Origin of the sequence: Photorhabdus sp. S10-54 (assembly GCF_963878145.1) — a bacterium.
In the GTDB taxonomy this organism is placed as follows: domain Bacteria; phylum Pseudomonadota; class Gammaproteobacteria; order Enterobacterales; family Enterobacteriaceae; genus Photorhabdus; species Photorhabdus kayaii.
This window is the reverse complement of the sequence record NZ_CAWNXG010000005.1, coordinates 103,415-128,297: the sequence shown is the minus strand read 5'-3', so window position 1 is coordinate 128,297 and position 24,883 is coordinate 103,415. Positions and strand designations below refer to the sequence as shown.

Annotated in this window: 21 protein-coding genes and 1 pseudogene; 19 read left to right on the top strand and 3 right to left on the bottom strand. The window is 41.3% G+C overall.

The window, feature by feature from the left end:
• Positions 1–41 precede the first annotated feature (41 nt).
• The 7 genes from AACQ83_RS04590 (at position 42) to AACQ83_RS04560 (ending at position 12,494) form a co-directional block, all read left to right on the top strand.
• Complete coding sequence (locus AACQ83_RS04590) at positions 42–2,777, top strand: hypothetical protein (protein ID WP_112876564.1); 2,736 nt, start codon at positions 42–44, stop codon at positions 2,775–2,777.
• The gene (locus tag AACQ83_RS04585) at positions 2,770–5,619 is read left to right on the top strand and encodes a hypothetical protein (RefSeq protein WP_112876565.1); all 2,850 of its coding nucleotides are present in this window, start codon (positions 2,770–2,772) and stop codon (positions 5,617–5,619) included. Before AACQ83_RS04590 ends, AACQ83_RS04585 begins: the two co-directional genes overlap by 8 nt.
• Positions 5,620–5,708: 89 nt before the next feature.
• Positions 5,709–6,659, top strand: coding sequence for a phage tail protein (locus AACQ83_RS04580; RefSeq protein ID WP_112876566.1), 951 nt, complete (start codon positions 5,709–5,711; stop codon positions 6,657–6,659).
• 63 nt (positions 6,660–6,722) lie between these two features.
• On the top strand, positions 6,723–8,288 hold the full coding sequence (locus AACQ83_RS04575) for a contractile injection system tape measure protein (protein ID WP_112876567.1): 1,566 nt from the start codon (positions 6,723–6,725) through the stop codon (positions 8,286–8,288).
• A gap of 9 nt (positions 8,289–8,297) precedes the next feature.
• On the top strand, positions 8,298–10,397 hold the full coding sequence (locus tag AACQ83_RS04570; protein ID WP_112876568.1) for an ATP-binding protein: 2,100 nt from the start codon (positions 8,298–8,300) through the stop codon (positions 10,395–10,397).
• Positions 10,398–10,421: 24 nt separating this feature from the next.
• Positions 10,422–11,324, top strand: a complete 903-nt coding sequence (locus tag AACQ83_RS04565) for a DUF4255 domain-containing protein (RefSeq protein WP_112876569.1) — start codon at positions 10,422–10,424, stop codon at positions 11,322–11,324.
• A 174-nt stretch (positions 11,325–11,498) separates the two neighbouring features.
• The gene (locus AACQ83_RS04560) at positions 11,499–12,494 is read left to right on the top strand and encodes a hypothetical protein (protein ID WP_112876570.1); all 996 of its coding nucleotides are present in this window, start codon (positions 11,499–11,501) and stop codon (positions 12,492–12,494) included.
• Positions 12,495–12,674: 180 nt separating this feature from the next.
• Here the strand turns inward: AACQ83_RS04560 and AACQ83_RS24535 are convergent.
• Positions 12,675–12,788: pseudogene (locus tag AACQ83_RS24535) on the bottom strand (IS630 family transposase); the annotation flags it as partial.
• A 35-nt stretch (positions 12,789–12,823) separates the two neighbouring features.
• Between AACQ83_RS24535 and AACQ83_RS04550 the strand changes: the two are divergent.
• Positions 12,824–13,801, top strand: coding sequence for a hypothetical protein (locus tag AACQ83_RS04550; RefSeq protein ID WP_112876571.1), 978 nt, complete (start codon positions 12,824–12,826; stop codon positions 13,799–13,801).
• A gap of 167 nt (positions 13,802–13,968) precedes the next feature.
• On the opposite strand, the gene AACQ83_RS04545 is transcribed toward AACQ83_RS04550, so the two are convergent.
• Positions 13,969–14,295, bottom strand: a complete 327-nt coding sequence (locus AACQ83_RS04545) for an ABC-2 family transporter protein (RefSeq protein ID WP_255566880.1) — start codon at positions 14,293–14,295, stop codon at positions 13,969–13,971.
• Positions 14,296–14,800: 505 nt separating this feature from the next.
• On the opposite strand from AACQ83_RS04545, the gene AACQ83_RS04540 reads away from it, so the two are divergent.
• Positions 14,801–15,775, top strand: coding sequence for an Rpn family recombination-promoting nuclease/putative transposase (locus tag AACQ83_RS04540; RefSeq protein WP_112876572.1), 975 nt, complete (start codon positions 14,801–14,803; stop codon positions 15,773–15,775).
• 388 nt (positions 15,776–16,163) lie between these two features.
• Here AACQ83_RS04540 and AACQ83_RS04535 read toward each other — a convergent pair whose 3' ends face one another.
• Complete coding sequence (locus AACQ83_RS04535) at positions 16,164–16,298, bottom strand: hypothetical protein (protein ID WP_255566867.1); 135 nt, start codon at positions 16,296–16,298, stop codon at positions 16,164–16,166.
• A 383-nt stretch (positions 16,299–16,681) separates the two neighbouring features.
• On the opposite strand from AACQ83_RS04535, the gene AACQ83_RS04530 reads away from it, so the two are divergent.
• Genes AACQ83_RS04530 through AACQ83_RS04485 form a run of 10 tightly spaced genes read left to right on the top strand, consistent with a single transcriptional unit; the run spans position 16,682 to position 24,803 of the window.
• On the top strand, positions 16,682–17,131 hold the full coding sequence (locus AACQ83_RS04530) for a phage tail protein (RefSeq protein ID WP_112876573.1): 450 nt from the start codon (positions 16,682–16,684) through the stop codon (positions 17,129–17,131).
• Between the two features lie 53 nt (positions 17,132–17,184).
• Positions 17,185–18,264, top strand: coding sequence for a phage tail sheath family protein (locus AACQ83_RS04525; RefSeq protein ID WP_112876574.1), 1,080 nt, complete (start codon positions 17,185–17,187; stop codon positions 18,262–18,264).
• Between the two features lie 11 nt (positions 18,265–18,275).
• On the top strand, positions 18,276–19,757 hold the full coding sequence (locus AACQ83_RS04520) for a phage tail sheath family protein (RefSeq protein ID WP_112876575.1): 1,482 nt from the start codon (positions 18,276–18,278) through the stop codon (positions 19,755–19,757).
• A gap of 48 nt (positions 19,758–19,805) precedes the next feature.
• Complete coding sequence (locus tag AACQ83_RS04515) at positions 19,806–20,999, top strand: phage tail sheath C-terminal domain-containing protein (protein WP_112876576.1); 1,194 nt, start codon at positions 19,806–19,808, stop codon at positions 20,997–20,999.
• A 13-nt stretch (positions 21,000–21,012) separates the two neighbouring features.
• Positions 21,013–21,471: a phage tail protein gene (locus tag AACQ83_RS04510; RefSeq protein WP_112876577.1), complete on the top strand. Its 459-nt coding sequence runs from the start codon at positions 21,013–21,015 to the stop codon at positions 21,469–21,471.
• Positions 21,468–21,647, top strand: coding sequence for a DUF5908 family protein (locus AACQ83_RS04505; protein WP_112876578.1), 180 nt, complete (start codon positions 21,468–21,470; stop codon positions 21,645–21,647). The genes AACQ83_RS04510 and AACQ83_RS04505 overlap by 4 nt, the downstream gene beginning before the upstream one ends.
• Complete coding sequence (locus tag AACQ83_RS04500; protein ID WP_112876579.1) at positions 21,634–22,317, top strand: CIS tube protein; 684 nt, start codon at positions 21,634–21,636, stop codon at positions 22,315–22,317. Before AACQ83_RS04505 ends, AACQ83_RS04500 begins: the two co-directional genes overlap by 14 nt.
• On the top strand, positions 22,314–23,915 hold the full coding sequence (locus tag AACQ83_RS04495; RefSeq protein ID WP_112876580.1) for a phage baseplate assembly protein V: 1,602 nt from the start codon (positions 22,314–22,316) through the stop codon (positions 23,913–23,915). The genes AACQ83_RS04500 and AACQ83_RS04495 overlap by 4 nt, the downstream gene beginning before the upstream one ends.
• A gap of 13 nt (positions 23,916–23,928) precedes the next feature.
• Positions 23,929–24,390 (top strand): GPW/gp25 family protein, encoded by a 462-nt coding sequence (locus AACQ83_RS04490; protein WP_112876581.1) that lies wholly within the window; start codon positions 23,929–23,931, stop codon positions 24,388–24,390.
• Positions 24,387–24,803 carry a hypothetical protein gene (locus tag AACQ83_RS04485; RefSeq protein WP_112876582.1) on the top strand — a complete coding sequence of 139 codons (417 nt, stop codon included), beginning with the start codon at positions 24,387–24,389 and terminating at the stop codon, positions 24,801–24,803. The genes AACQ83_RS04490 and AACQ83_RS04485 overlap by 4 nt, the downstream gene beginning before the upstream one ends.
• Positions 24,804–24,883: the final 80 nt, after the last annotated feature.

The window sequence follows — 24,883 nt, the reverse complement described above, 5'->3', positions numbered from 1 at the left end:
AAACTATCAGGAATATATTCAAATAACAGGTGGTAATAAATATGGGACAGGCCGAGTTAGACAATAAACTCTCTGCTATTGTGCCAGATACTGAATTTAAACTTGATGAAAGAAGTACGCTGGATATTTTAAACTGGCTTAAAGAATACACCGCAATCATCCCTTTCGATCAAGAGAAAAAACAGTTCTGGGATAGTTTTTACTTTATTCAAGAAAATAGTCCTCAGCAACTAGCTGATATTTACCAACACGCTAACAAAGCGGATGGACTTTTACCCGCACACCAAGTTTTTGTACTGGCTTTTTTAAAACTATTAGAAACAACCAACCGATTATTGAATACCTTCCCGGCCCGTCATCGTGATCTTTACTATCGGCAATTATTGGGCCTAAAACCCAGAAGTGCGCAAGCGGATAGTGTTGCCATCGGCATTACCCTGAACACGAATAACGCGGAATTTCTGGTACCACAAGGCACCCTGTTTGATGCCGGACAGGATAGCGCCGGAAACCCGTTACAATATGCGTCAGACATAGATTTATTGGCGAATCAAGGGGAGCTAACCGACTTACGTTGGTATCGAAAAAACGGTGACAACGGCTGGCAATCGGCAATACCTTTTAACCTTTCGGATAACATTGCATTACCTGAAAATGGCATTCAACTTTTTAGCCCAACAGCCAATGATGTGCCGGTGCTATCCGGTTATCTGATCACCTCATCTTTACTTGCTATGTCCGCTGGAGAACGTCATATCACATTGACGCTGGAAAACGATTGGGAAGGTCAAGCTGAATACCTCACCGCTAAAATCAGTGCAGAAGATCACTGGTTATCGTTGTCGGTAAAACTTATCGACAAAAAGAATATTGAGCTTAAATTATCATCCACTGACGATCCTATCAGCCCGCCAGATAACCTTGATGGCATGACATTCGACTCACCGGTATTAACATTAGGCACTACTCAGAAGCCCATGTTGCCCAAAATTACCGGCATTGAGATCAATATTAACGGCAACCGTAATGTGCACTATGACTCTGACAGTGGTATTGAACAAACGGATACCACCAGCTTCCCCTTTGGTCAATCGCCATTGCTAGGCTCCGGTTTTAATCTGATCGCTCCAGAATGGTATGGTTCCGAAAATGCAACGCTTTCCCTGACTCCTCAATGGATTGGCTTGCCCACAATGAGTTTTAAAGCATGGTATAAAGGGTACACTCCTGAACCTGATAATAGCGCGTTTAAAGTCCAAGGCTATTTAGTTACACCTCAAACGAGAGAAAAACTTAATGAGGCTCAACCATTATTTAGTGGAGATAAAGAACCGCAAGGGCAAAGCCTGAAATTTACCTTACCGAAAATGGAGTACCCTCTCGCAGACAGCCCATCCCCCAATGACTGGCCTGCGTCAGTACGCATAGAATTGGCGGGACAAGATTTTATGCATGCCCAATATTGGCAAAATCCTACCGGCAAAAACGTCCCCTATACTCCACAAATCAGTGCCTTGCAGATTCAATTCTGTGCCAAAATTAAACCCGAGCAATTCACCATCTATCCTCTGACTCCTTTTGGTTGGGGGAATGCAAACACAGAAACGCCAACACTCATTCACGAAGCATTCTACTTAGGCTTTACGGGTGTATTGCCGGGGCAAACTTTATCTCTCTATTGGCAATTAGTCGGTTTTAAGGCGCTCAATTTATCCTGGTTTTACCTCAACACTAGCAATAACTGGAGCAAATTGGATAAATTAGTTGATGATAAAACTCATCACCTATTTGACCGGGGTATCTGGCGCACCTTATTGCCACAAGATGCTTCAAATCAGGCCGCCCTGATGCCGACGGGACGATACTGGCTAAAAGCAGTGATAACTGATCAGACTGATTCTCAGGATTACCCACGTATTAAGGGCCTGCTATATAACACCACCACTGCCACCTTAATCAAGACAGAAACCATTGAACAAGATCACTTTATCAACGGATTAACCGCCAACAGCATTAAACAACCGGTCAACGCATCTGTTGCAATCAGTAGCGTCACACAACCCTGGGCCTCCTGGAACGGTCGTCCACAAGAAACCGAACAATCCTTCCTGACACGCATCCCTGCCCGCTTGTCCCACCGTAACCGGGTACTTAGCTGGGGAAATATTGCCACCTTACTGAAAGATCATTTTGTCAGCTTATTTGATGTCCAATACCCCTCCGTCAATGAATTAACCCAAATTCCGGCACCGGAAATACAACGACTGATTGTGATCCCTGACAGCCGTTATAAAGATAACGGTGATGCATTACGGCCAACGCTAAACCCGGCTCGATTGACAGAGATGGTCGATTGGTTAGCTCGACTCAGCAGCCCTTGGACAACCATTGAAATTAGCAATCCCACCTACATTGATGTCCAGATCCACTATCAACTGGTGTTTGCCCCGGGCGTTAACCCTGACTACGGTCATCATCAGCTACAACAAGAACTAAGCCGAAAATACATGCCGTGGGGAGAAAATACCGCTATTGGCGTCACAACCGGCAATCGCATTGACTACTACCCCTTGTTAGCCACCATCCAACAATCCCCTCTGGTAGAACGCGTCACTGACTTAAGCATGACAGTAGCCAACCGCTTCACCAATGCCGTGGGTGCCAGTACCGTGGGTGAAAATGCCGTGGGTAAAAGTATCGAGGCTGCCGATAACGAGGTGCTGATTCTAGTCTGGCCTGATGACACTTCCCCAAACCAAGGAGTTGATCATGAATAATCAGGATGCGCTATTCCCCATTGTGAAAGACGACATTACCTTTGACACCTTACTCTCGCAGGCCAAAGCGGTTATTGAGCAGCAATCGGGCCAATGTTGGAGCAATACCAGCGAAAGTGATCCCGGAATCACCTTACTAGAAGCGTGCTGCTATGGTGCTTCCGATCTGGCCTATCGTCATTCACTGCCACTCAGGGATCTGCTTACCCCGAAAAAAGAGGAACAGCCTCCCAGTGACGGTATTTTCCCGCAAGAGTTTGGACCACAGCAAATGCTGACCTGTGGACCGATTACCGCGGAGGATTATCGCCGGGCTTTGCTGGACCTGCATAGTAGCGACGCCGTTAGTGAAAAAAGCACAAGTTATTTTTTCTTTAACGATGTACAGCTTATTCGCGAACCTGAAAATCAACGTTATGAATACTGGTATAACAAAGAAAAACGTGAATACAGTTTTACTTCAACCCCGAATAGCGAACGGTTAACGTTAAGAGGAAATTATTGGCTCTATTTACTCCCCAGTCGGGAAACTGAAAATAACAAAGCTGCCGCTCAGAAAAGTTTGCAGACTTTCCTGAAAAATAATCGTAACTTGGGGGAATCCGTCAGCCATATTATCTGGCTACAACCCACCGATTTTCCTCTACAAATTGACATTGAACTTGATGATGATGTCAACGATATCGCTGGCATATTTGCTCAAGTTTATATGACAGCGGAAAATATGGTGCAGGCAAAGCCCGAACGTTATACCACGCAGACCATAAAAGATCAGGGTTACAGTAACGAAGAGATATTTGCCGGCCCCTATTTACATCACGGCTGGATACCGACATTACCGCAAGCCAAAGATTACACCAGCGCTACCGTATTAAATTTAAGCCATTTGGTTAACCAATTACTGGCGATTAAAGGAGTACAAAACGTCACCCAATTAGCCCTCACTCAGCACGATGAAATAATTTCTCCGTTACCGAACGATAATTGGTCCTGGGAAATCGCCCAGGGATATTACCCCAGATTATGGGGCAGCGATCCACTGGCATTAATTACCTCATCAGACAGCCCACTCACCATTACCGCCAAAGGTGGAATTAATATTATCGTTTCCAAACAACAAATAGAGGAAAAAATCGTTGCCGATCCGCTAATTAATACACAGCCGGAATTATTAAATTGGGGAAAACATCGAAAAGTCCTGGATTACTATCCGGTAAGCAATAAATTACCTGCTTGCTATGGATTACAGACCTATGCCAATAGCCAACAACAAGTACAATTACACCAATTTATGCTGCCGTTTGAACAGATGTTGGCTAATGGCTGCGCCGAACTCGATTTGTTGCCAAAACTATTAGCATTTAAACAACGGGGAAATAACGTCTACGGTATTCAGTGGCCTTTTAAAGCCAATACGGTCAATCAGCAAGTCCATCAAAACATAGAACCTGATTTGATAGCAAAACTCAACAATGATTCACAAATCTCTCATGAAAGTGTTATTCAAACCAAAAACTATGCAAAAGAGCTGACAATTGTAGATTATCTGTTGGGTTATTTTGGTACTCAGCGCGCAGCCCGGCCACTTACCCTAGATTTACTGGATTTCTTATCTACTCAACGGGGATACCTGGCTCAACAACCTGAACTGGCCTATCAACGTAACAATATTCGTATCGATAAGGTGTCAGCACTCCAGAAACGTATCGCTGCCCGGCTAGGTCTGGGCGGAGAGTGTTTTAGTGAAACACCTAATCTGGCTAACTTGCCTTTCTATCTGATTGAACATCGCCAACTCTTACCGGTAAAACCTGATAAAGCATTTGATACCGAGCAAAAACCTGATTCGCTAACGATTGAAGGCGATCAGTTAAAAATTACCCAGCAAGGTACAGCAGGCCGGTTACTGCAAGGACAGGTAATAAATCTCATTGTCTATGAAGGTGATAACAAACTCGTATTGCGTGGTCAAATGATTACAGATGTCACAGAAGATACCTTCTCTCTTAGTATCAGTAACAGCAGCGAACTGGAGCGCAATCTGAGCAGAGTACAACAGGCATTTGAGCAAGATAAACTGCGCTGGCTAAATAGCCCGGTATGGCTGGAAGATATGGATTATCAACTGGTTTATACCGATCAAACCTATCAAAGTGATGTTGAAGATGAACGCTGGATCACTTCCAGCACTCAAAGCCCCTTTCCAGCGATGATCGAAGAAGAAGATGAAATTACACTGAAATATGTCATTACCCCATCCAAACCAACCCAAGAAGCTAATTATGAACTCAAGGCAACAGTCGTTAAATTTGATCGCATTCAAGGAAAGATACTCATTAAACGCAATAAAGACTCATCAGGTAATTTTCCACCAGAGGCAGAAGCATGGCGCTATCGTTGGTATTTCTCCAGCGAAAAATATGCTTTAGCCGATCGCTTTTCATTCGTGGTCAGTGTAGTGATTAATCGCCAACTCATTGAGAATGAAGGTGTTGATCCTTATAAATTGGAATCTTGGGTGAAAACCGAAATTTTAGCTGAGTTTCCCGCCCATCTTTCCATGATTATTCACTGGCTGTCACTGGAACATTTTAATAACTTTGCCAGTACCTATAAACGTTGGCAAAATAATGGCGCTCCTTTAGGAGACGAGGCATATAACATTTTAGAAACCTTAACCTTGGGAAGAGTACCTTCCGCGGTAACAGGTATTGGTAGTATGCGAATCGCTACCGCACAGCAGCGTATTGAGGTAATTGGTGAATCTGGAACTGAATGGAATACAGAAGTCATTATCAGCAATCAATTATTATATGTACCCTATTCTAGTAAAAATATTTAAATACTGACATTTTAAAATTTTCAGATTTAACCTGCGAATGAGAAATCAAGAAAAATAGAATTATTTGATATTATATACAAGGTGATAAAATGGCAAATAAAGATAACCCATCTAATTCAGAAAACAATTTAGAAAATGCTAATATTAAATCAACCGGTCCTTCAACAAATGATCTAAAAAGCCGTTTTAAAGAAGGCAGTATTCCCCTACAAACCGATTATTCTGACCTGATTGATATTGCTGACATTGGCCGCAAAGCAACCGGGCAAGCCCCCGGACAATCAGGAGAACCTGGTGATGGTTTAAGTTTGACGGATAATGGAACTTTACAGACAGTTGTTAATTCAACTGGCGGACTGCATTTTGATAAAAAAGCGTTAGCAATTAAACCTTACGATGGGATTAACGTTGATAATAATGGTGTTTCAGTCAAAGCAGGTAGCGGAATCATTGTTGATTCAAGCGGTGTCAGTATTGATTCCAATAATGTACTCCCCAAAGGGATAATTGTGATGTTTTCTGGTAGTGATATTCCTGATGGTTGGGCGCTGTGTGATGGTAAGAATGACACACCAGATTTAATCGATCGGTTTATTTTAGGCGGTAAAGTTTCCGATATTAATAAAAATAATGGAAAAAAAGCTTCTGGTCTTTTTGCTAGTAATAAGCAATTTAAAATAAGTACTACTAATAAAGAACTTACAATCACCATAAAAGGTACAAAACTGTCCCTGGATCAAATACCAGAACATAATCATATAGGAGGAACGGGTTACTTTAGCCGAGAAGGAGCAAGATATGATGCAACTCAACCTTATGATACTATGACCCCCAGACGACTTGACAATAACCCTAATTCTTACGATTTTACAAGCTATATAACAAACAAAGGCAGAAGCCTTTTTGTAGAAGCAGACAATTATTCTTATTACTTCTACACCTCTAATGTTGGTGATGGTAATGAACACACCCATGATGTTGATGCGAGTGCTAATATTATCCCCCCTTATTATATTCTGGCATTTATTATGAAGATTTAACGTCATTTCTCACAGACAGATTTAAATTATCTATCATTTACTAATGACAAAAGCGAGACTAATATGACTCAGGAGCTAAATCTGTTAAATCGGATTGCCATTACTATTGAAGCTAACAATCAACAGGTGGCTAAAACAGTATTGCATAGCTCCCTACTTAATCAAGCCAATATAAATAGCTTATTCAATACATTCTTTACTCAACATCCTATTAATCAGGATATATATCTAGAAACATTGACTTTAGATCTTGGTGAAATAAGCTTACATAACTTCAATTCAGTGTTTCCACGCCAGCTTAATATGGCTTTAAATAAAGCGCTAAATCAATATCAAATAAATCATCAAGAAAAAATTAGTTTGAATGAACCTATACCAAATGAAATTATCCACAACCCTATTTTATTTGGCGATTATAGCCCAATCAATGCAGAGGAATTTATTCACACTTTATATCAAAAAGACTCGACATTAGATAAAATGGAGGCAATAATAAATAGTAAAAATAGTGATATTAAACATTTAACTAACCAAATAATTCAGATAAAGAGCAAGCTAGCATTATTATTGGCAAAAAGCTGTTTATCTGAACCGAGCCTAAAACAACTCTTGGCAATCAAACAATCCACTTTATTAAACGCCATCAATTACAGATTATCTGAAAGAGCAAACAGACCACAATACCGGGAGGAGTTTATCTCTCCCGGGCAATTGATACTCAATGCATTGGGATACATGCAACGACACAATACACAGGAAATACCTAAACTTGATGTGAAAGTCATATCACGCATCACAACTGAACTGAATAACGGTAAACTCAATGCAACACCTATTATTGAATTATTTCACCAAATTATCACTCACCCACTTCCATTAAATAGTTGGTTAAAACATCTTTGGCAAACTATTCCTGTTTCACAACTCTGTAAAAAATATTTATCAGTTAATGAATACTCGTACTTATCAGAATACTTCATTTCAAATAAATTAAATAAAAATAAATTAAATAAAAACAGATCTGACGCAGAATCTGCGCCAGATAACACTTTCATTACAGGAGTCAATAACAATAACCCGCTTCAAACAATTAACCTGCCACACGCCAAAACCGTTTTATTACCTGAACCGTGCCAAGTCAATAATGCCGGTATATTAATTCTATGGCCGGTGCTGTCCACACTATTTAATCAGTTTGACCTACTTAAGGAGAAAAAATTTATCCATCGCCAGGCCCAGTTTAGTGCCGTCAATTTCCTTAATTACCTGATTTGGGAAAACGAAGAAACACCGACAGAACGAAAAATGCTGAATAACGTTCTATGTGGGTTAATGGCTGATGAAAATAGTGAATCAATCTCTATTAAACCAGAAAAACAATTAATAACCACACAATGGCTGGATGCTATTATCACCCAACTTCCTGCCTGGAAAAAACTAAGCCGCAATGACGTTCGACAATTATTCTTACAACGTCCGGGTGAATTGCGAATCAATGAACAGGAAATCAATATTACGATACAACAACAACCATTTGACATACTATTAACCGATTGGCCGTGGCCATTAAATATCGCCAAATTCTCCTGGCTAGATCGCCCTTTAAGGATTGACTGGCAAAACATTTAAAAGGTTTATATGGATTACCTGCTAACAAATAATCACGGTGAACTTCAACCTATAACCCCTGAATTCCGCTGGCTTTATTCCCATCTGGAACGGATTGACCTGCGATTGCAGCACTATTATTACCAGAAAAGAGACAGATACGATTCATTGCCGGAGAGTTTTTTACTTGCCGAAGATGAAATAGAACAACGTCTGGCAGAACCATTCGGTGTTCCTCACTGGCTACCTAAAGCAGATAAGACTATTCACTGCTCAGAAACAACCGAGGAACCCCCTGCCTTTGATCCAATATCACTCCTGGTCGAACGTTTTGAACTCACTGAATTTGAACGTGATACCTTGTTGTTAGGTTTATTGCCCCATTTTGACAGTCGTTATCATTCACTATTTTCTGCTCTAAATGGCAATAGTAAAAAACAGTGGCCTAGTTTTGCTTTAGCAATTGAATTATTTAGCCAACGCCAAAGTGATTGGCAATTACTGCAAAACAGCTTGTTACCACAAACACCGTTAATTAACAGCCACCTATTACAGCTCAATAACTACCAAGAATCGGTCTGGTTACAAACGCAATTTTTAACCCACAGTGCTATCTGGCATTTTTTATCAGGCCAGCGGGTTATTTTACCTCCTCTAACAACTTGTGCTTATTGGAGCATTCCTGCCTCGCAAAATTGGTACCCACCAATTCTTTATGATTCACTGGAAAAGATATTATTGAATGAAACCAACGAGATTCTTCCACTGGTAATACTTAGAGGAAAACAGGACAGTGCCAAAGAATTAGCAGTAATCAATATTATGGCTTCTCATGATATCAATACGTTAACTCTTGATTTAGCCCGTCTGCCAGATGACGAGAACCCAACTGAAATAGCTAACTTGCTGGCAAATGCAATACGGGAAGTCCGTCTACACGATGCTTGTTTATTAATCCGCAGCTTCTCTTTATTGACGCAAGAAAAGAAAATATGGCATAACGAATTATCCACCCTACTCAATCAACCTAAATTACGCGTAATTTGTCTGGCAGAACCACAAGATTCATTAATGTGGATTAAACATCTACCAATGGTACAAATTAATATGCCAGCACTCACTGTGGCGGATAGAAAAACCATGCTGCAAGCAAATTTACCGGATAATATCACTCAGAAAATCAATATGACTCAGCTATGTCAGCGTTTTTCATTTACAGCAGAAACATTACCACTCATTATTAAAGAAGCATATCAATATCAAATACTCCGGCAACCAACAGGCCAATTAGAAGAAACCGATCTACGTAAAGCATTAAATTTCCGCGCTCAACAGAATTTTGGCAAATTAGCCCAACGAATCACCCCCAAACGCAGCTTTAAAGATTTAGTGATTTCAGATGCCTTAGCGCAGCAATTAAAAGAAATTATCGCCGCCATTCATTACCGTGACCAAATTCTGGCGACCGGCTTTCAGGAAAAAATAGGTTATGGTACCGGTATTAGCGCACTATTTTACGGCGAATCAGGAACCGGAAAAACAATGGCCGCAGAAGTGATTGCCGAACAGCTTGGTGTCGATCTGATTAAAGTCGATCTCTCTACCGTGGTGAATAAATATATTGGCGAAACGGAAAAGAATATCGCGCATATTTTCGATTTAGCCGAAGCCGATTCTGGGGTGCTATTTTTTGACGAAGCTGATGCCTTATTTGGTAAGCGCAGTGAAACTAAAGATGCCCAAGACAGACATGCCAATATTGAAGTTTCTTATCTGTTACAACGATTAGAAGATTATCCGGGATTAGTCATTTTAGCCACCAATAATCGCAGCCATTTGGATAACGCGTTTAATCGCCGTTTTACCTTTATTACCCGTTTTACTTATCCCGACGAAACATTACGTAAAAAAATGTGGCAAATCATTTGGCCGAAACAACTTAAATTATCCGACGAAATTAATTTTGACCATCTGGCTAAACGAACTGACCTAACAGGAGCGAATATCAGAAACATTGCCTTATTATCATCAATATTATCAGCAGATGATAACTGTGATAAAATTGAAAATGAACATATAGAACGGGCTGTGATACTTGAATTAAACAAAACTGGCAGATTGGTATTTTAACCATTTCATAAAATTGGAGATAATATGACAACAATAATTGCTTCCGACAATGCTATTATTGAAATTAACAAGGCATTAAATACTATTTTATCCCTGTATTTAAATACTAAAGAGAATAACATCGATATTCGTTTTGACCTACCCGAAATTAATTCTATTCAATCAGAACCGACGGTCAGTGTATTTCTTTATGAAATACATGAAGATCTACAATTACGATCTGCTGAGGCAAGACGTTATAACCCGACAACCAGCACATTATTACCGGGATGGGTCAATATCAATTGTAACTATTTAATCACTTACTGGGATGCTAATAAACCCTCAAGTGATAGCTCTAGCCCAGATAGCCAACCGGATAATCAGGCGGCACAAATCATGACACGGGTTTTAAATGCATTAATAAATAATCGCCAATTAACTGGTATTCCCGGTGCATATACTCGGGTTATTCCACAACAGGAAAATTTAAACAGTCTGGGTAACTTTTGGCAAGCGCTGGGTAATCGCCCGCGCCTCTCTTTACTCTATTCTATTACCGTGCCAATGAAGCTGCAAAATATTGAAAATAGTATCATACCCATTAGCCAAATATCCGCTACTGTAGATCAAAAATCTAGCCTGGACAGTTCACAAATAAATCAAGCCCTGACAGATAAATTATGTGCCGACTTAGGCGGTACAGAAGATGCTCGCCTTGCCCTTAATAAAGTGAATCTGATCACTCAATCCGCCACAGACAATAATGATAGTCATGAAAATAAAAACATTATTCTTGAGGTTTCGGGCATTACCTATTCAACTTATTTACCTAAAATAAAAGATATCCTTTCCATATGGGTAAAAAGTCAAGAAGCTATTATTAGGGTAAATGGGATAAACATTATTATCTCAAAAGAGGATTCTGAAAAATTGATCGGAATTTAAAATTATTTTTTAACTATTCTCTTCATCAACAGGATGACAAACAATCTCCTATCTATTAATTGGTATTCTATATAAAATATTTTATTAATAAATTCAATTTTTTATTTTATCGAATGAATCTTATAGATAAATATTACCAATATTTTTCTTATCATAAAACCATTAGGTGATAATATGCCAAAAAATAAACACAGTGAAAATAAAAACCATCTTAAAAATAGAGCAAAAGAGCTGCCAATACAGTCAAATCATTCTATTAATGATGATATAGACAGTGCTCCGTTAGAAATCGGGTTGGATTTAGATACCATAATGGGAAATAGTTCTGTTAGCTTAGATCAAATTCAGGACTATGAATTCTGGAAAGAAAACATTTCTGAATATTACAAATGGATGGTTGTGGTCAAAGGTCACTTAACACAATTAGACTGGACCTTAAAATCAATGGACTCCCCTGAATCTGCTGGAAATAATGTGGCTAAAAATATAGGGACAACTGCACTACAAACACTATTAAGTACCGGAAGCAGTATAGCCGGCGGCGCTATTGGCGGCGCTATAGGAAGTGTTATAGCACCAGGTGTCGGCACTATAGCGGGCTCGGGTATTGGCGCATTAGCCGGAACAGGATTAAATTACCTTAATGATACAGCTATTGGAAAATTAAATAAAAAGCTGAAGGTAGCTCACCCTTACCCTAAAACAAGAAACATGATAATCGATATCAACAATTACGATAAAAACCCCATCACTAAAGCAATAAAAAAGACATTCAATAAAGAGAATCTAAAAGTCACCGCAGGAAGTTTATTAACATCAGAAATTATGAAAAAATTACTACCAATAAAAATCCCTGCTTATAAACTTGCTGATCTGGCTATATCACACCATAGGGCATTAGAAGGATTGAGTGATGATAAAACCAGACACATATTAGATTTTACCAATAGTATTCGTGAAGTTCTCAATGAAAGCCACTCTGATGCGGTCGCATTTATGCGTGAAAACTATGGCGACAATGCAATGGGTCTTTCTGGGCTATCTTCTAAAATAATGAGGAAAAAATTAACCTTAGATACAATGGTAAGGACAAAAAACAAAATAGAAATTAAAATTAACAGTATTAATAAACAAGTATTAAAACTTTCCTCATACAACAGAAATGAATAATTAAATAAGGTTTCATAATAGTGTTATACATATTTTTTGTCTCCCCAATTTTTTCTGCAATGAAAATGATTCCAAAAAGGTATCAACATAATTGAACAACTGACATATACATTGACAGCAATAGTTTAGAGTTATTGTCTCGTATAGTGATTACTATAACCATTCTATTTTATTCAACCACGGTAAATAGACCGGTAAACTTTTAAGCCCTTCCAGCCCATATAATGTAAACCACTCAACCCAACGATTGACAGAAGAGCATGTGGCACGAAGGGTTTTGGCGACATAAATTACTAATATATTTCATAAAAAAATTGACAGGTGATAATATGGTCAAAAAATATAGCAAACAAGAAAAGCAAAAAAAACGCCCATCTCAATCGAATAATACTGTTGAACACGATGAAGAAGATATACCAGATAATAAAGAAATCATGAATGAAATTGGTGCATCAGCAGTAAATAGCAAAAAAATGACCGTCCAAGATTTCCTTACACTTAATAAAGATAATATTGGCGCACATGGATATAGACAAAATGAATCAGACCGTTTATTTAGTAATGAAGATAAAATTCTACGCTATTACGACAAAGCAAAAAAAGACGGAAAGAGACCCTATTTAACTTCTGAACATACAATATTGAATAGCATACTTGTCAATAATGCGCCCAGAGGAGCAAATAACATAAGTAAAGTATTGGAATCATTTGGACATGCTTATCAAGAGTTCGATAAAAATCATAGAGCTCATATTGGCAGTAATAAAACCGAACCAGATAGTAAAGATAAAGAAAAGGCGAGAGAGTATAACGCATACAGTTCCGAACAAGCCAGCTTGTTATCAAAAGGTAAGGTTGCTTTAGCTATTCAGTTGAATCAAATTTACTATAGAGGATTGGATAGCTATCGAGACACCAGGAAGAATAATGAAATATATAATAAAATGGCAGACGACTCATTTTTTTATTCAATAAGTAAAAAAGATGATTATGCTCATTTAAGTGGAAAAGATGAGGTAACAATAGTCACTCTTTCACCATTAGATAAGCTAGAATTAGCAATATCACGATTGATGGTTATTTTAGATAGAGTACCAACGAACAGAGAATTAAGAGATGTAGTTAATAAATACAATCTGACTGTTCCTGCCGGATATTTGCCATTTATTAACCATCCTGAATTCGATGATAGGAATATTTTTGATATTACGCCACAAATATCACCAGCTAAAACACCATTATCTCAAGAGGAGATACAAGCTCGCATTGCTGCCGGCAATAAAAGAAGAAATAAAAAAAGCAAATAATCCTATTGTTGAGGAATAGCATAATAGTGTACAGACTCACTGACAAAAGATAGAGCATTTTTACGTTCTCATTTTTTCAAAAATAATCCCATAAAGCGTTTTACCTTTCAAACCACCGCGTGGTCTGTTTTACAAGAGATTGTGACGTAATATCGAGACGTTCTGGCTTATGATAGGGTTAAGAAAAAAAGCGAAATGAAAACCGACATTATTCCTAATTCCCATCCAACATTTCCAATTAACGCCATAGCAGCAGGATTCGCAATTAATGTCAGAGGAATCATCATTTTAAGAATAAAACCGAACCTGCCATTAAAGATACCAATAGGAAAACGCGCAATAATAATATTATTTAAAAACAAGGAATCTCGGTGTTCATTACCAAGCCACCAAAACGAATTAGCAGTCCAAATAAACCAAATACTGTAGTACGTTATCATTCCAGTCAGCAACAGCAAAATGTACAGAAGTAAATTGATAAAATGAAAGCTCAATGAAGCAAAGGTTTTGTTGCTTCCTAAGTAACATTTCAAAATAATAGATCATCTAAAGGGAATTCAGTTAAATTTTTGCGTTCTGAACATCCAATATTAACGTAAATATAAGTAATCGATGCTTTGATAAAATGGTTATTATTATGCGAACGTAAGTTAAAAACTTACTTAAATAAATAACTTTCATTGAGTAGTTGTTGTAAATATAATATTTTCTCGTTTTTTATTTTATACCCAATGGATTTCAAGATGCATCGCGACGGCAAGGGAGCGAATCCCCGGGAGCATAGGTAACTATGTGACCGGGGTGAGTGAGTGCAGCCAACAAAGAGGCAACTTGAAAGATGACGGGTATATAGTATTTTATTCTTTAGGCTTTTATATTAATGTATTCGGTAAAGATTTGCCTGAGGAAATCTGAAACAATGTTTTTTGTAACTTGGTAGAAATACTATACCTTGACAATGAGTGGTAATGACTAACTGATAAGACAGAGAAACAGATTGTGGCAAAGAAAGAAAAACGGCCTCACCATGATGCATTATTCAAGCATTTTTTAACGCAGCCCGAAACGGCCAGGGAATTTTTATCCCTTTATCTGCCCGAAGAGGTCCAGTCGTTGTGTGATTTAGCCACATTAAAACTGGAACCCGGCAGTTTTGTGGACCGGCATTTACGTCAACTGCACAGTGATGTGCTGTACTCGGTTAAAACAGTTCGAGGACAAGGCTATATCTATTGTCTGATTGAACATCAGTCCACTCCTGACCCATTGATGGCCTGGCGGTTGATGTATTACGCCATGTCAGCCATGGCGGCTCACCTGAAAAAAGGCCATACTGAACTCCCTTTGGTGGCGCCTCTGCTGTTTTATCATGGTGAGGTTCGTCCTTATCCTTACTCAAACCGGTGGCTGGATTGTTTTACGCTCCCTGAACAAGCTGCTCGCTTATACCGTCAGGCGTTTCCGTTAGTGGACGTCAGTGTGCTCAGCGATGAAGAAATCCTGACACATAAAGGCGTTGCCCTGATGGAGCTGGTGCAAAAACACATCCGATGTCGGGATATGCTGGAATGGGTCCCCCAATTGGTGGAACTCTTGAATGCAGGGTATAATACAGCCGAGCAGCGCAATGTGGTGTTACGCTATATTTTACTGAATGGACATACGCTGGATCTCTCCCAATTTGTCCATCAATTGATTGAACAATCTCCGGAGCATGAAACGATGTTGATGACTATTGCAGAACAGCTTGAACAAAAAGGGCTTGAGCGAGGTATTGAGCAAGGCCGAGAGGAAGGTATTGAACTAGGCCGAGAGGAAGGTATTGGACTAGGCCGGGAGGAAGGTATTGAACTAGGCCGAGAGAAAGGTAAAGTGGAAACGGCTCAAGCCTTATTACGGCATGGCGTTAGCCTGGATATTATTGTCACCAGTACCGGACTGAGCCGGGATAAAATTGAAGCGTTAAAGCATTAAATTAATCTTCTTTTTCACAGAAAAATGCCGATATTCAAAATCGGCATTTTTGTTCTTATTTATAGGGAGCAAAATGACACCTTAAGAGCATGGGGAACGCGATTAGGTGAGTTGTTTGCGGAAACAAAATCACGGTTTATAAAAAAAATTATAATTTTATAATAAACCAATTATTGTCTTAATGAACAAATATCAATTTTAACTATTTACTGAACTTCGTAGAAAATCGATTAAATCGAATTACTACTAAATCTCATAATCAATAAGTAATCAAAAAAGTACCAATTACTGAACATAATTAATATTGATTTCAAATTTCAAACTATAATAGACGTATTATCTGTCGCCCTAAAGAAACAATCTAACTTCAAACATGATTTCATTTTATCTATTTATTACTACCGTAAAAAATCCATTTTATTAGCACTGCAATAAGACTATCTTTTTCTTCTCTAATCGGAAGAGATACTTTTCCTCTTATACCACCAAGATTATTTTCTCCTATAGCGATTTGTATAATCATACTTACCTATCGATTTTTTGATCATAAATTAATCGATGAAACAGAAAATAATTCTCCATTCATAATTTCTCTACCCCTAAAACCAAATAAAACAGCACAAATACCTAAAATGGTTAACCTCTACCATACCAATTAATAATTAGCCTTCATTATTAATTAATATTCCCTCTAAAGATTCATTACTTATAATCATGCCGCTTTATTAAATGCGAACTAAATAATCGCTAAGTAAATTTTTTCAGTATAAATAATAACCTATATGTCAGGTTGCTGCGGTAGCTATACCCATAGCTCAGTGCTAGTCAAAACCTCAGTGTTAATCAAAATAAAGCAATAACACTTTGTTTATCTTTTAAACGTAAATAACCAATAAGGAAAAAATTATGTCTACAACTCCAGAACAAATCGCTGTTGAATATCCTATCCCTACTTACCGCTTCATTGTCTCAATCGGTGATGAAAAAGTCCCCTTTAACAGCGTTTCCGGGCTCGATATTTCTCATGACGTCATCGAATATAAAGACGGCACAGGCAATTATTATAAAATGCCCGGCCAACGTCAGGCGATCAATATTACCCTGCGTAAAGGTGTCTTCTCCGGTGATACTAAACTTTTTGATTGGCTTAATTCTATTCAACTTAATCGGGTCGAGAAAAAAGATATTTCAATTAGCCTGACTAACGAAGCTGGTACTGAAATTTTAATGACCTGGAGCGTGGCAAATGCTTTCCCAACTTCATTAACCGCTCCTGCTTTTGATGCCACCAGCAACGAAGTTGCTGTTCAGGAAATTAGCCTGACCGCAGATCGAGTCACCATTCAAGCAGCTTAAAGCGCATTTATAAAGCGGTTTACTCAGAATATTGCATAATAATTGGAGGCTACATGCCAACGGTACCAACATATCCCGGCGTTTATATTGAAGAGGACGCTTCACCCGCACTCTCCATTCGTTCCAGTGCAACAGCAGTGCCGGTCTTTGCTGTTGCAAACAACGGTTCATCAATATCAGATAAACTCTATATTCGTGTTAGTAGTTGGATGAACTATTTAACATTAAAAGGCGAACCATTTAATCCCAAGAATATCCTTGACGTTTCACTGCGTGCTTATTTTATTAACAGTGGTGGATATTGCTATCTCGTCAAAACTAAAGACTTAGAAACACAAGTGCCAAAACTCGACGATGTGACATTACTGGTTGCCGCCGGCGAAGAAATTAAAGATGCAGTAAGTACACTTTGCCAGCCGGGCAAAGGATTATTTGCCATTTTTGATGGCCCACAAAATGATACTGACATAAAAGAACCAGAAAAAGTCCTCAAACTTTATTCTCCTACCGCTTATGGCGCAGTTTACTACCCTTGGCTAACCGCTGAATGGGGAGAAAATAAAGCCGCCATTGATATTCCGCCCAGTGCAGTGATGGCCGGTATTTATGCCAGTGTCGATAACAGCCGAGGGGTCTGGAAAGCGCCTGCTAACGTTCCTATTCAAGGAGGATTACAACCTAAATACCCGGTAACCGACGACCTGCAAACGAAATATAACCAAGGCAGGGCACTGAATATGATCCGTACCTTTCCTAAGAGCGGCACGCTGGTTTGGGGGGCTCGTACACTTGAGGACAACGATAACTGGCGTTATATCCCGGTTCGCCGTCTGTTTAACAGTGCAGAGAAAAATATTAAAAATGCCATGAGTGCTATGGTATTTGAACCCAACAGCCAACCCACCTGGAAAGCGGTTCACCGCGCTATCGATAACTATCTCTATGCCCTGTGGCAGCAAGGCGGCTTAATGGGTAACAAAGCCGAACAGGCTTACTTCGTCCAGATCGGTAAAGGTCTCACCATGACCGATGACGATATCAAGCAGGGCAAAATGATTGTCAAAGTGGGTCTGGCGGCAGTTCGTCCAGCCGAATTTATTATCTTGCAATTTACGCAGAATATCGCTCAATAATCGGAGGCAACATGCCAACAACACCAACTTATCCTGGCGTCTATATTGAAGAAGATGCATCACTGGCTCTCTCCGTTAGCCAAGGGAATACGGCAATCCCGGTTTTTATTGGCCGTTTCTCACCGAAAAAAATCAGCGCAACACCACAAATAACACGCGTGAGTAGCTGGTTAGATTTTACTAACCAGTTTCATGTGGGTTGTATTAGGTCGGTAGCAATCAAATTAACTGAACCTACTCCGCCACCAGCCCCTTCCGTTCCTGAGAAAAACGAAGGTAATGAAAAAACCGAAAATAATACAAAAGATAAGGACAATGTAGAAACTGAAAATAATGTAAAAACCAAGGACGATGCAGAAACCGAAAACAATACAAAAGCCAAAAGCAATGTAGAAACTTTTGCCACCCAAAAGAGTACGCTTGATACAGACGATAAAAATAACAGTGATTCTTACAATATAACTGCCGTCACCTACACAACAAGCAGTGATGCTTTAAAACTTTATTGCCAAAATGGTGGCGGTCCCTGCTATATCCTGCCAATTGCTGATACCAAAGATACTACTCTGGCATTAATTCCTGAATTAATTGAGCAAGCTTTAGAAATTACCTTGATCGTCTGCCCTGAACGGGATTCTTCTTATCAGAGTGCAATATATGGCAGCCTGACCCCTTTATTAAAGGCAGGATATTTTCTTATCGCTGATAATCAGGATAAAGAAACCGCACTCAATGTTAGCCTGCAATCACAAACCGCAACTTATTATCCTGCGGTTAAAGTCTCACAACTTATTCAGGTGGAAAAGAGTACCATTGCAGTTGAAGGTTATCGGGATGAAAAAGTTACCCATCTGGCAGAACTCAAAAAGCAAAACCCAAAACTCCATACACAAGTTACCAAGGTAATAGAACAAAAAATTGCAGAGAACAAAAACCTCATTCCTGCCAGTGCAGTCATGGCTGGTGTCTATTGCGCCACTGACGCCAGCCGCGGCGTCTGGAAAGCACCGGCGAATGTTGTTCTCAGCGGAATTAGTGATGTAGCGGATCGGCTCAGCGACAATGAACAAAGCACCATAAATCAAAAAGGCATCAATGCTATCCGTTATTTCAGTAACAAAGGATTTGTCGTCTGGGGCGCTCGTACTCTGCAAGATGATGACAACTGGCGCTACATTCCGGTTCGGCGTTTATTTAATGCGGCAGAACGGGATATCAAGCAAGCCATGCGATTTGCCGTTTTTGAACCCAATAGCCAACCTACTTGGGAACGCGTTCGGTCAGCCATTGATAACTATCTGCATCAACTCTGGCAACAAGGAGCGCTGGCCGGTAATAGCCCGCAGGAAGCCTATTTTGTCCAGATTGGTCAAGGTGTCACCATGTCCGACACTGATATTAAGCAAGGCAAAATGATCGTCAAAGTTGGCATGGCAGCGGTCCGTCCGGCTGAATTTATCATCCTGCAATTTTCGCAAAATGTAACACCGTAACCGTACTGAGGCGCGGTTCGCCGCGCCTGTTCTATTGAGGAACCGAGAATGGAAATCACACAGCCCGGCGTCACTATCACGGAGAACCTGATATCCCAGCCACAAGATGAGGCATTTATCGGTATACCGGTTTTTATTGGTTACACCGCAAAAAGTCCAGACAACCAAACCGCCGTCAAGTTAAATAGCCTGACCGACTTTACCCTGTCATTTGGTGAATCAGGATTAACGTACTATTCCGTGCGTCACTTTTTTGACAACGGGGGTCAACAAGCCTATGTACTGTCGTTAGGATCTGATGAACCACGCGGCAATTTTCAATCATTGAGCTTTACCCTACAACAAGATTGGGTTAAACAAGCGATTGCGGCACAGAGTGCTATCACGCTGATTGTGGTCCCCGATATTGTCTATCTGAATCAGATGGATGCTCCCGATTCAGAAATCGATCAATACGACAAGATTCAGTTCTGGCTACAATTTTGGCAATCAGTACTTAACCTCTGCCAGTGCCGACGTGGCATCATGGGATTGCTGGATGCCCCCGATAATCCCGCATTGGCTGCGGAATGTTTAACGCAGCTCTCTTCCAGTGATCGGCAATGGGGCGCCGTATACTGGCCAAGAGTGAACAGTGCCTATCAGGAACAAGATCGGTCTGTTGTTCTTTCGCCGACTGCGGCGGTGGCCGCCATTATTCAGCGTAACGATAACCAAATGGCGGTCTGGCACGCACCCGCGAATGTCGCATTAGCCAAGGTTATAAGCCCAATACGCTCTTATATTGAAGCAGATGCCCTGTTTAATCAGGATGGCACCTCACTGAATCTGGTGCGTAGTTTTCCCGGCAAAGGGATAAAGATCTGGGGATGCCGCACGCTGGACAACACCCCCGACTCTCCTTGGCGCTATATCCAGACACGCCGTCTGGTTTCCTATATCGAAGCCCATATGACTCAACTGGGCCGAGCCTTTGTGTTTGAACCGAATAACGCCATCACCTGGATGAAGTTTAAAGGTCAGGCTTACAACTGGTTACGTCAGTTATGGCTAAATGGCGGGCTACGGGGCACTCAGGAAGATCAAGCCTTTGAGGTGTTACTGGGCGTTGATGAATCGATGAGCGAAGCGGATCTGCGGGCCGGGAAAATGATCATGAAGATCAGGCTGGCGCTATTAATTCCGGCGGAATTTATTGAGCTGAGTCTGACATTTGATACCCGTACCGGCATCACCCATTAAACAGGGGCAAAATATGAACAACTTATACACCCCGTCGGTGTCACACCGTTTTATCGCCAGTTTTCTGTTTAACAACATCCCTAGCCCACTCGACATTGCCTTCCAACGGATATCGGGCCTCAGCCGCGAACTGCAAACCACCCAACACAGTCAGGGCGGAGAAAATGCCAGAAACGTTTGGCTAGCCGAGAAGATCCAACACGGCAGTTTGGTGCTGGAACGCGGCGTGATGACCGTTACGCCGCTGACCTGGGTATTTGATCGCGTCCTGCGCGGCGAGAAAGCGGTGTATGCCGATGTGGTCATCATGCTACTGAATGAACATTCAGTTCCCGTAGCAAGCTGGACATTAAGTAACGCCCTGCCGGTTCGCTGGTCTACCGGCGACCTTGATGCCAATAGCAATACCGTTTTGGTGAATGCACTGGAATTACGTTATCAGGATATGCGCTGGTTAGGAGTGAAAGCATGACTGTTGAAATTAAGGAGTTGATTATTCAGGCCAAAGTCACCGACTCAGCGAGTCACTCGGTCACTCCACGAACACTGGCGCAGGAAGCGCTGGATAACGCCCACCTGATTGAAAAGGTGAAACAAGCAGTATTAGATGCATTGCGTGAAACAGGAGGTCATTATGAGCTTAATTGAACGCAGCCTGTCCAAACTCACCCTCACCGCCTTCAAAGACCGCGAGGGGAAAATCTCCGTAGGCAGTTTACAGGCGATGTATAACCCTGATGCCATCCAGCTCGATTATCAAACCCGTTATCAGCAGGATGAAAGCATTAACAGTGCCAGCCAAAGCAGCCGCTATGTGTTATCCCAACCGGCGGGTCTATCATTAATCCTGTTATTTGATGCCGCCATGCCCAGCAACAACACGCCGGTAGAAACCCAACTGGCAACGCTAAAAGCCTTATGTGCCGTGGATGCCAGTACTAACGTCCCTCACTTTCTTAAAATCAAATGGGGCAAAATGCGTTGGGAAAATAAAGGCTATTTTGCCTGTCGCGCCAGTGGTCTCAGCATTCACTATACCCTGTTTGACCGGGACGCCACACCGTTGCGGGCCAGCGCTACCCTATCTCTGGCAGCAGATGAAAGCTTTGTCATTCAAGCTACCGAGCAGCAATTAAAATCACCCCCGGCTACTGCGGTTAACGTCACTGATATGCTCTCTCTGCCGTTGATCGCCTTAAGCGCCGGAGCTTCTTTGGCAGGGGGGATTGATTATCTCTCGCTGGCCTGGCAAAACGATTTGGATAATCTTGATGATTTCACGCCGGGGCAAACGCTGCAAGCACGGGGGAAGGCATGAAGATACCTGCGATAACGCTCAAAATAGGCGACAAAACACTCAACCACTTTACGGTTATCAGCTTAACAGTAAACCATCATATCAATGGCATCCCCTCGGCCAACATCACCTTAGGTATTGCCGGTGATGCAAATCATATCTTTGATGCCAAGGCGCAAGCTGAACTGGCAAGCTGCCATCCGAATCATGAGTTTAGCGTGCAGATTGAAAAAACCGTGGTGTTTAAGGGGAACATCGTTCGGCAAACATTGGGGCTTAAAGGTCAGGACAGCATCATTACTCTGACCGCCAAACATTCGCTGCAAAAATTAACTCACAACTTCCACTCACAACTGTTCAACAAACAGAGTGATGAGGCGATTATCAAGAAGCTGTTTAGCCAAGCGGGTATCCCTGTCACGATAAAACAAGCGCCTCAGCTTAAAACGGTGCATGAGCAAATGGTACAGTTTCGCTGTAATGACTGGACTTTTCTAAAAAGTCGGCTGTTCGCGACCCACACCTGGCTACTGCCCGGTAACGATAGCGTGACGCTGGTTTCCCCGGAATCACTGAATCGGTCAACCGTACATACCATCCACCAGCGGGCTAACCATCAGGATGCGGTGTTATTTGAGGCTAATTTACAATGGGATAATCAACGTAGCCCCAAAACCGTGAGTGTACAATCCTGGGATATCGCCCAACAAAAACTGTCTCAAGCCCATCAGGCAAAAAGCAGCGGACTGGGTCGCAATCAACTCGCCACAGATAACCTGACATCATTGACCAACCAAGCATGGCAATGGGTTTTCAGCCATCCGCTGGACAATGAACAGGCCAAACAGCTTGCTCAAGGTATCCTGAATAACCGCCGAAGTCATAACGTCTCCGGTAATTTTGAGGTCGAAGGCGATAACCGTTATCACGTCGGTGATGTGCTGGCATTAAACGGCTTTGGTCAGGGGATGGATGGTCAGGCGATTATCACCGGCGTCAGTCAGACCATCAATCAGCGGCAAGGCTGGCGTACCCGGCTAACGCTGGGGCTACTACCGGAAACAGAGCAAGTTATACCGCAGGCGAAAGAGCTGCATGTCGGGATCGTGGAAAAATACCAGCGAGATAGCCAGTCATTAGGTCGTATTCCGGTCAAAATACCGGCCTTAAACTTAACCAACGGCACCCTTTTCGCCCGCCTGGGTAAACCTTACGCCAGCCATGAAAGCGGCTTCTGCTTCTACCCGGAACCGGGGGATGAGGTGATTATCGGCTTCTTTGAATGTGATCCCCGCTTCCCAGTGATATTAGGCTCCATGCACAACCCTAAAAACAAGGCACCGTTAGAACCGAGTGAAAAAAATCCGGTGAAAACCTTAGTGATTAAACAGGGGGAGAACCAGCAGGAATTATTATTCAATAATAAAGATAAAACCCTCGCATTAAATAGCGGAAAACATACCTTATCTCTGCAACAGGATAAAGATATCACGCTTAATTCGACTAAAAACCTCATTACCAATGCTCAGGAAATTAAAATAGAGGCCCAAAAATCGCTGTCTGCTTCCGGGAAATCCGGGGTGGATATTAAAGGTGCGAAAATTAATTTAACCCAATAATTAAGGTAATGAGATGACAAACACAGTATTAACCAACACAGTATTAGCCGATATTTATGGTCGGGGTTGGGCCTTTCCGCCGCAATTTTCTATCAAAGATAATGCGCATCCTGAAATAGCAACCGGCGTAGCAATAGCGGAAGGAGCAGAAAACGTTCGCCAAAATATGAAAATTCTTTTTCTCACCGAACCCGGCGAACGAATTATGCATGAGAATTATGGTTGCGGCCTGAATGATTATCTGTTTGCCAATATCCGTGACGAAATGATGGTCGAAATTCAAACCCGTATTGAAGAACGAGTATTGCGCTATGAACCCCGCGCCGATATCAGCGAGATCCAGGTAAATCAGAGAACAGACATGCCCAATACCTTGCATATTCAGGTCACTTACACCCTGAGAGGCAGCGAAATCGGCCAGCAAATTGAAGGCGCCCTTGAAGTTAATGAAGGCCGGGTGCAGGTGAGTTTATGAGCAAACAACTGGTGGTGGATGGCGACAATTTGCTGTTCGAACCGTTATTTGGCAACCGACAAGTCACCATTCTGGGGCCAGCAACCATCCGGGGTAGCGGACACGTCAAAATTCAAGGCAAAAAGATCGTCATAGTGGGTGATGAAAAAAAGGTCCAACTGCAAGCGCAATATATTACCCCAAGCCACCCGGTTCCCGGCATGGGAATAGTCACCATTGCTCAATTGGATGCCAGCCAGCAGGTAAACTTCTGCCGTAGTCCAGTCACGGTGATTGTAGTCGGACAACAATTTATCGCCTGTTTTACCCCGACACAGCCAGCCAATAATCCATCGAGTGGCCCGGATGTAACAGCCCCCAGTATGGGCAAAGGCCGTTTTATTGCCAGTCAATATGCGGTCACTGCCGGATAAATAATTTTTCCAACTTTAATTTTAAATAATCACGATCCCCTGAAAATCTATACCTAATAGATTTCAAGTTGCAGCGCGGC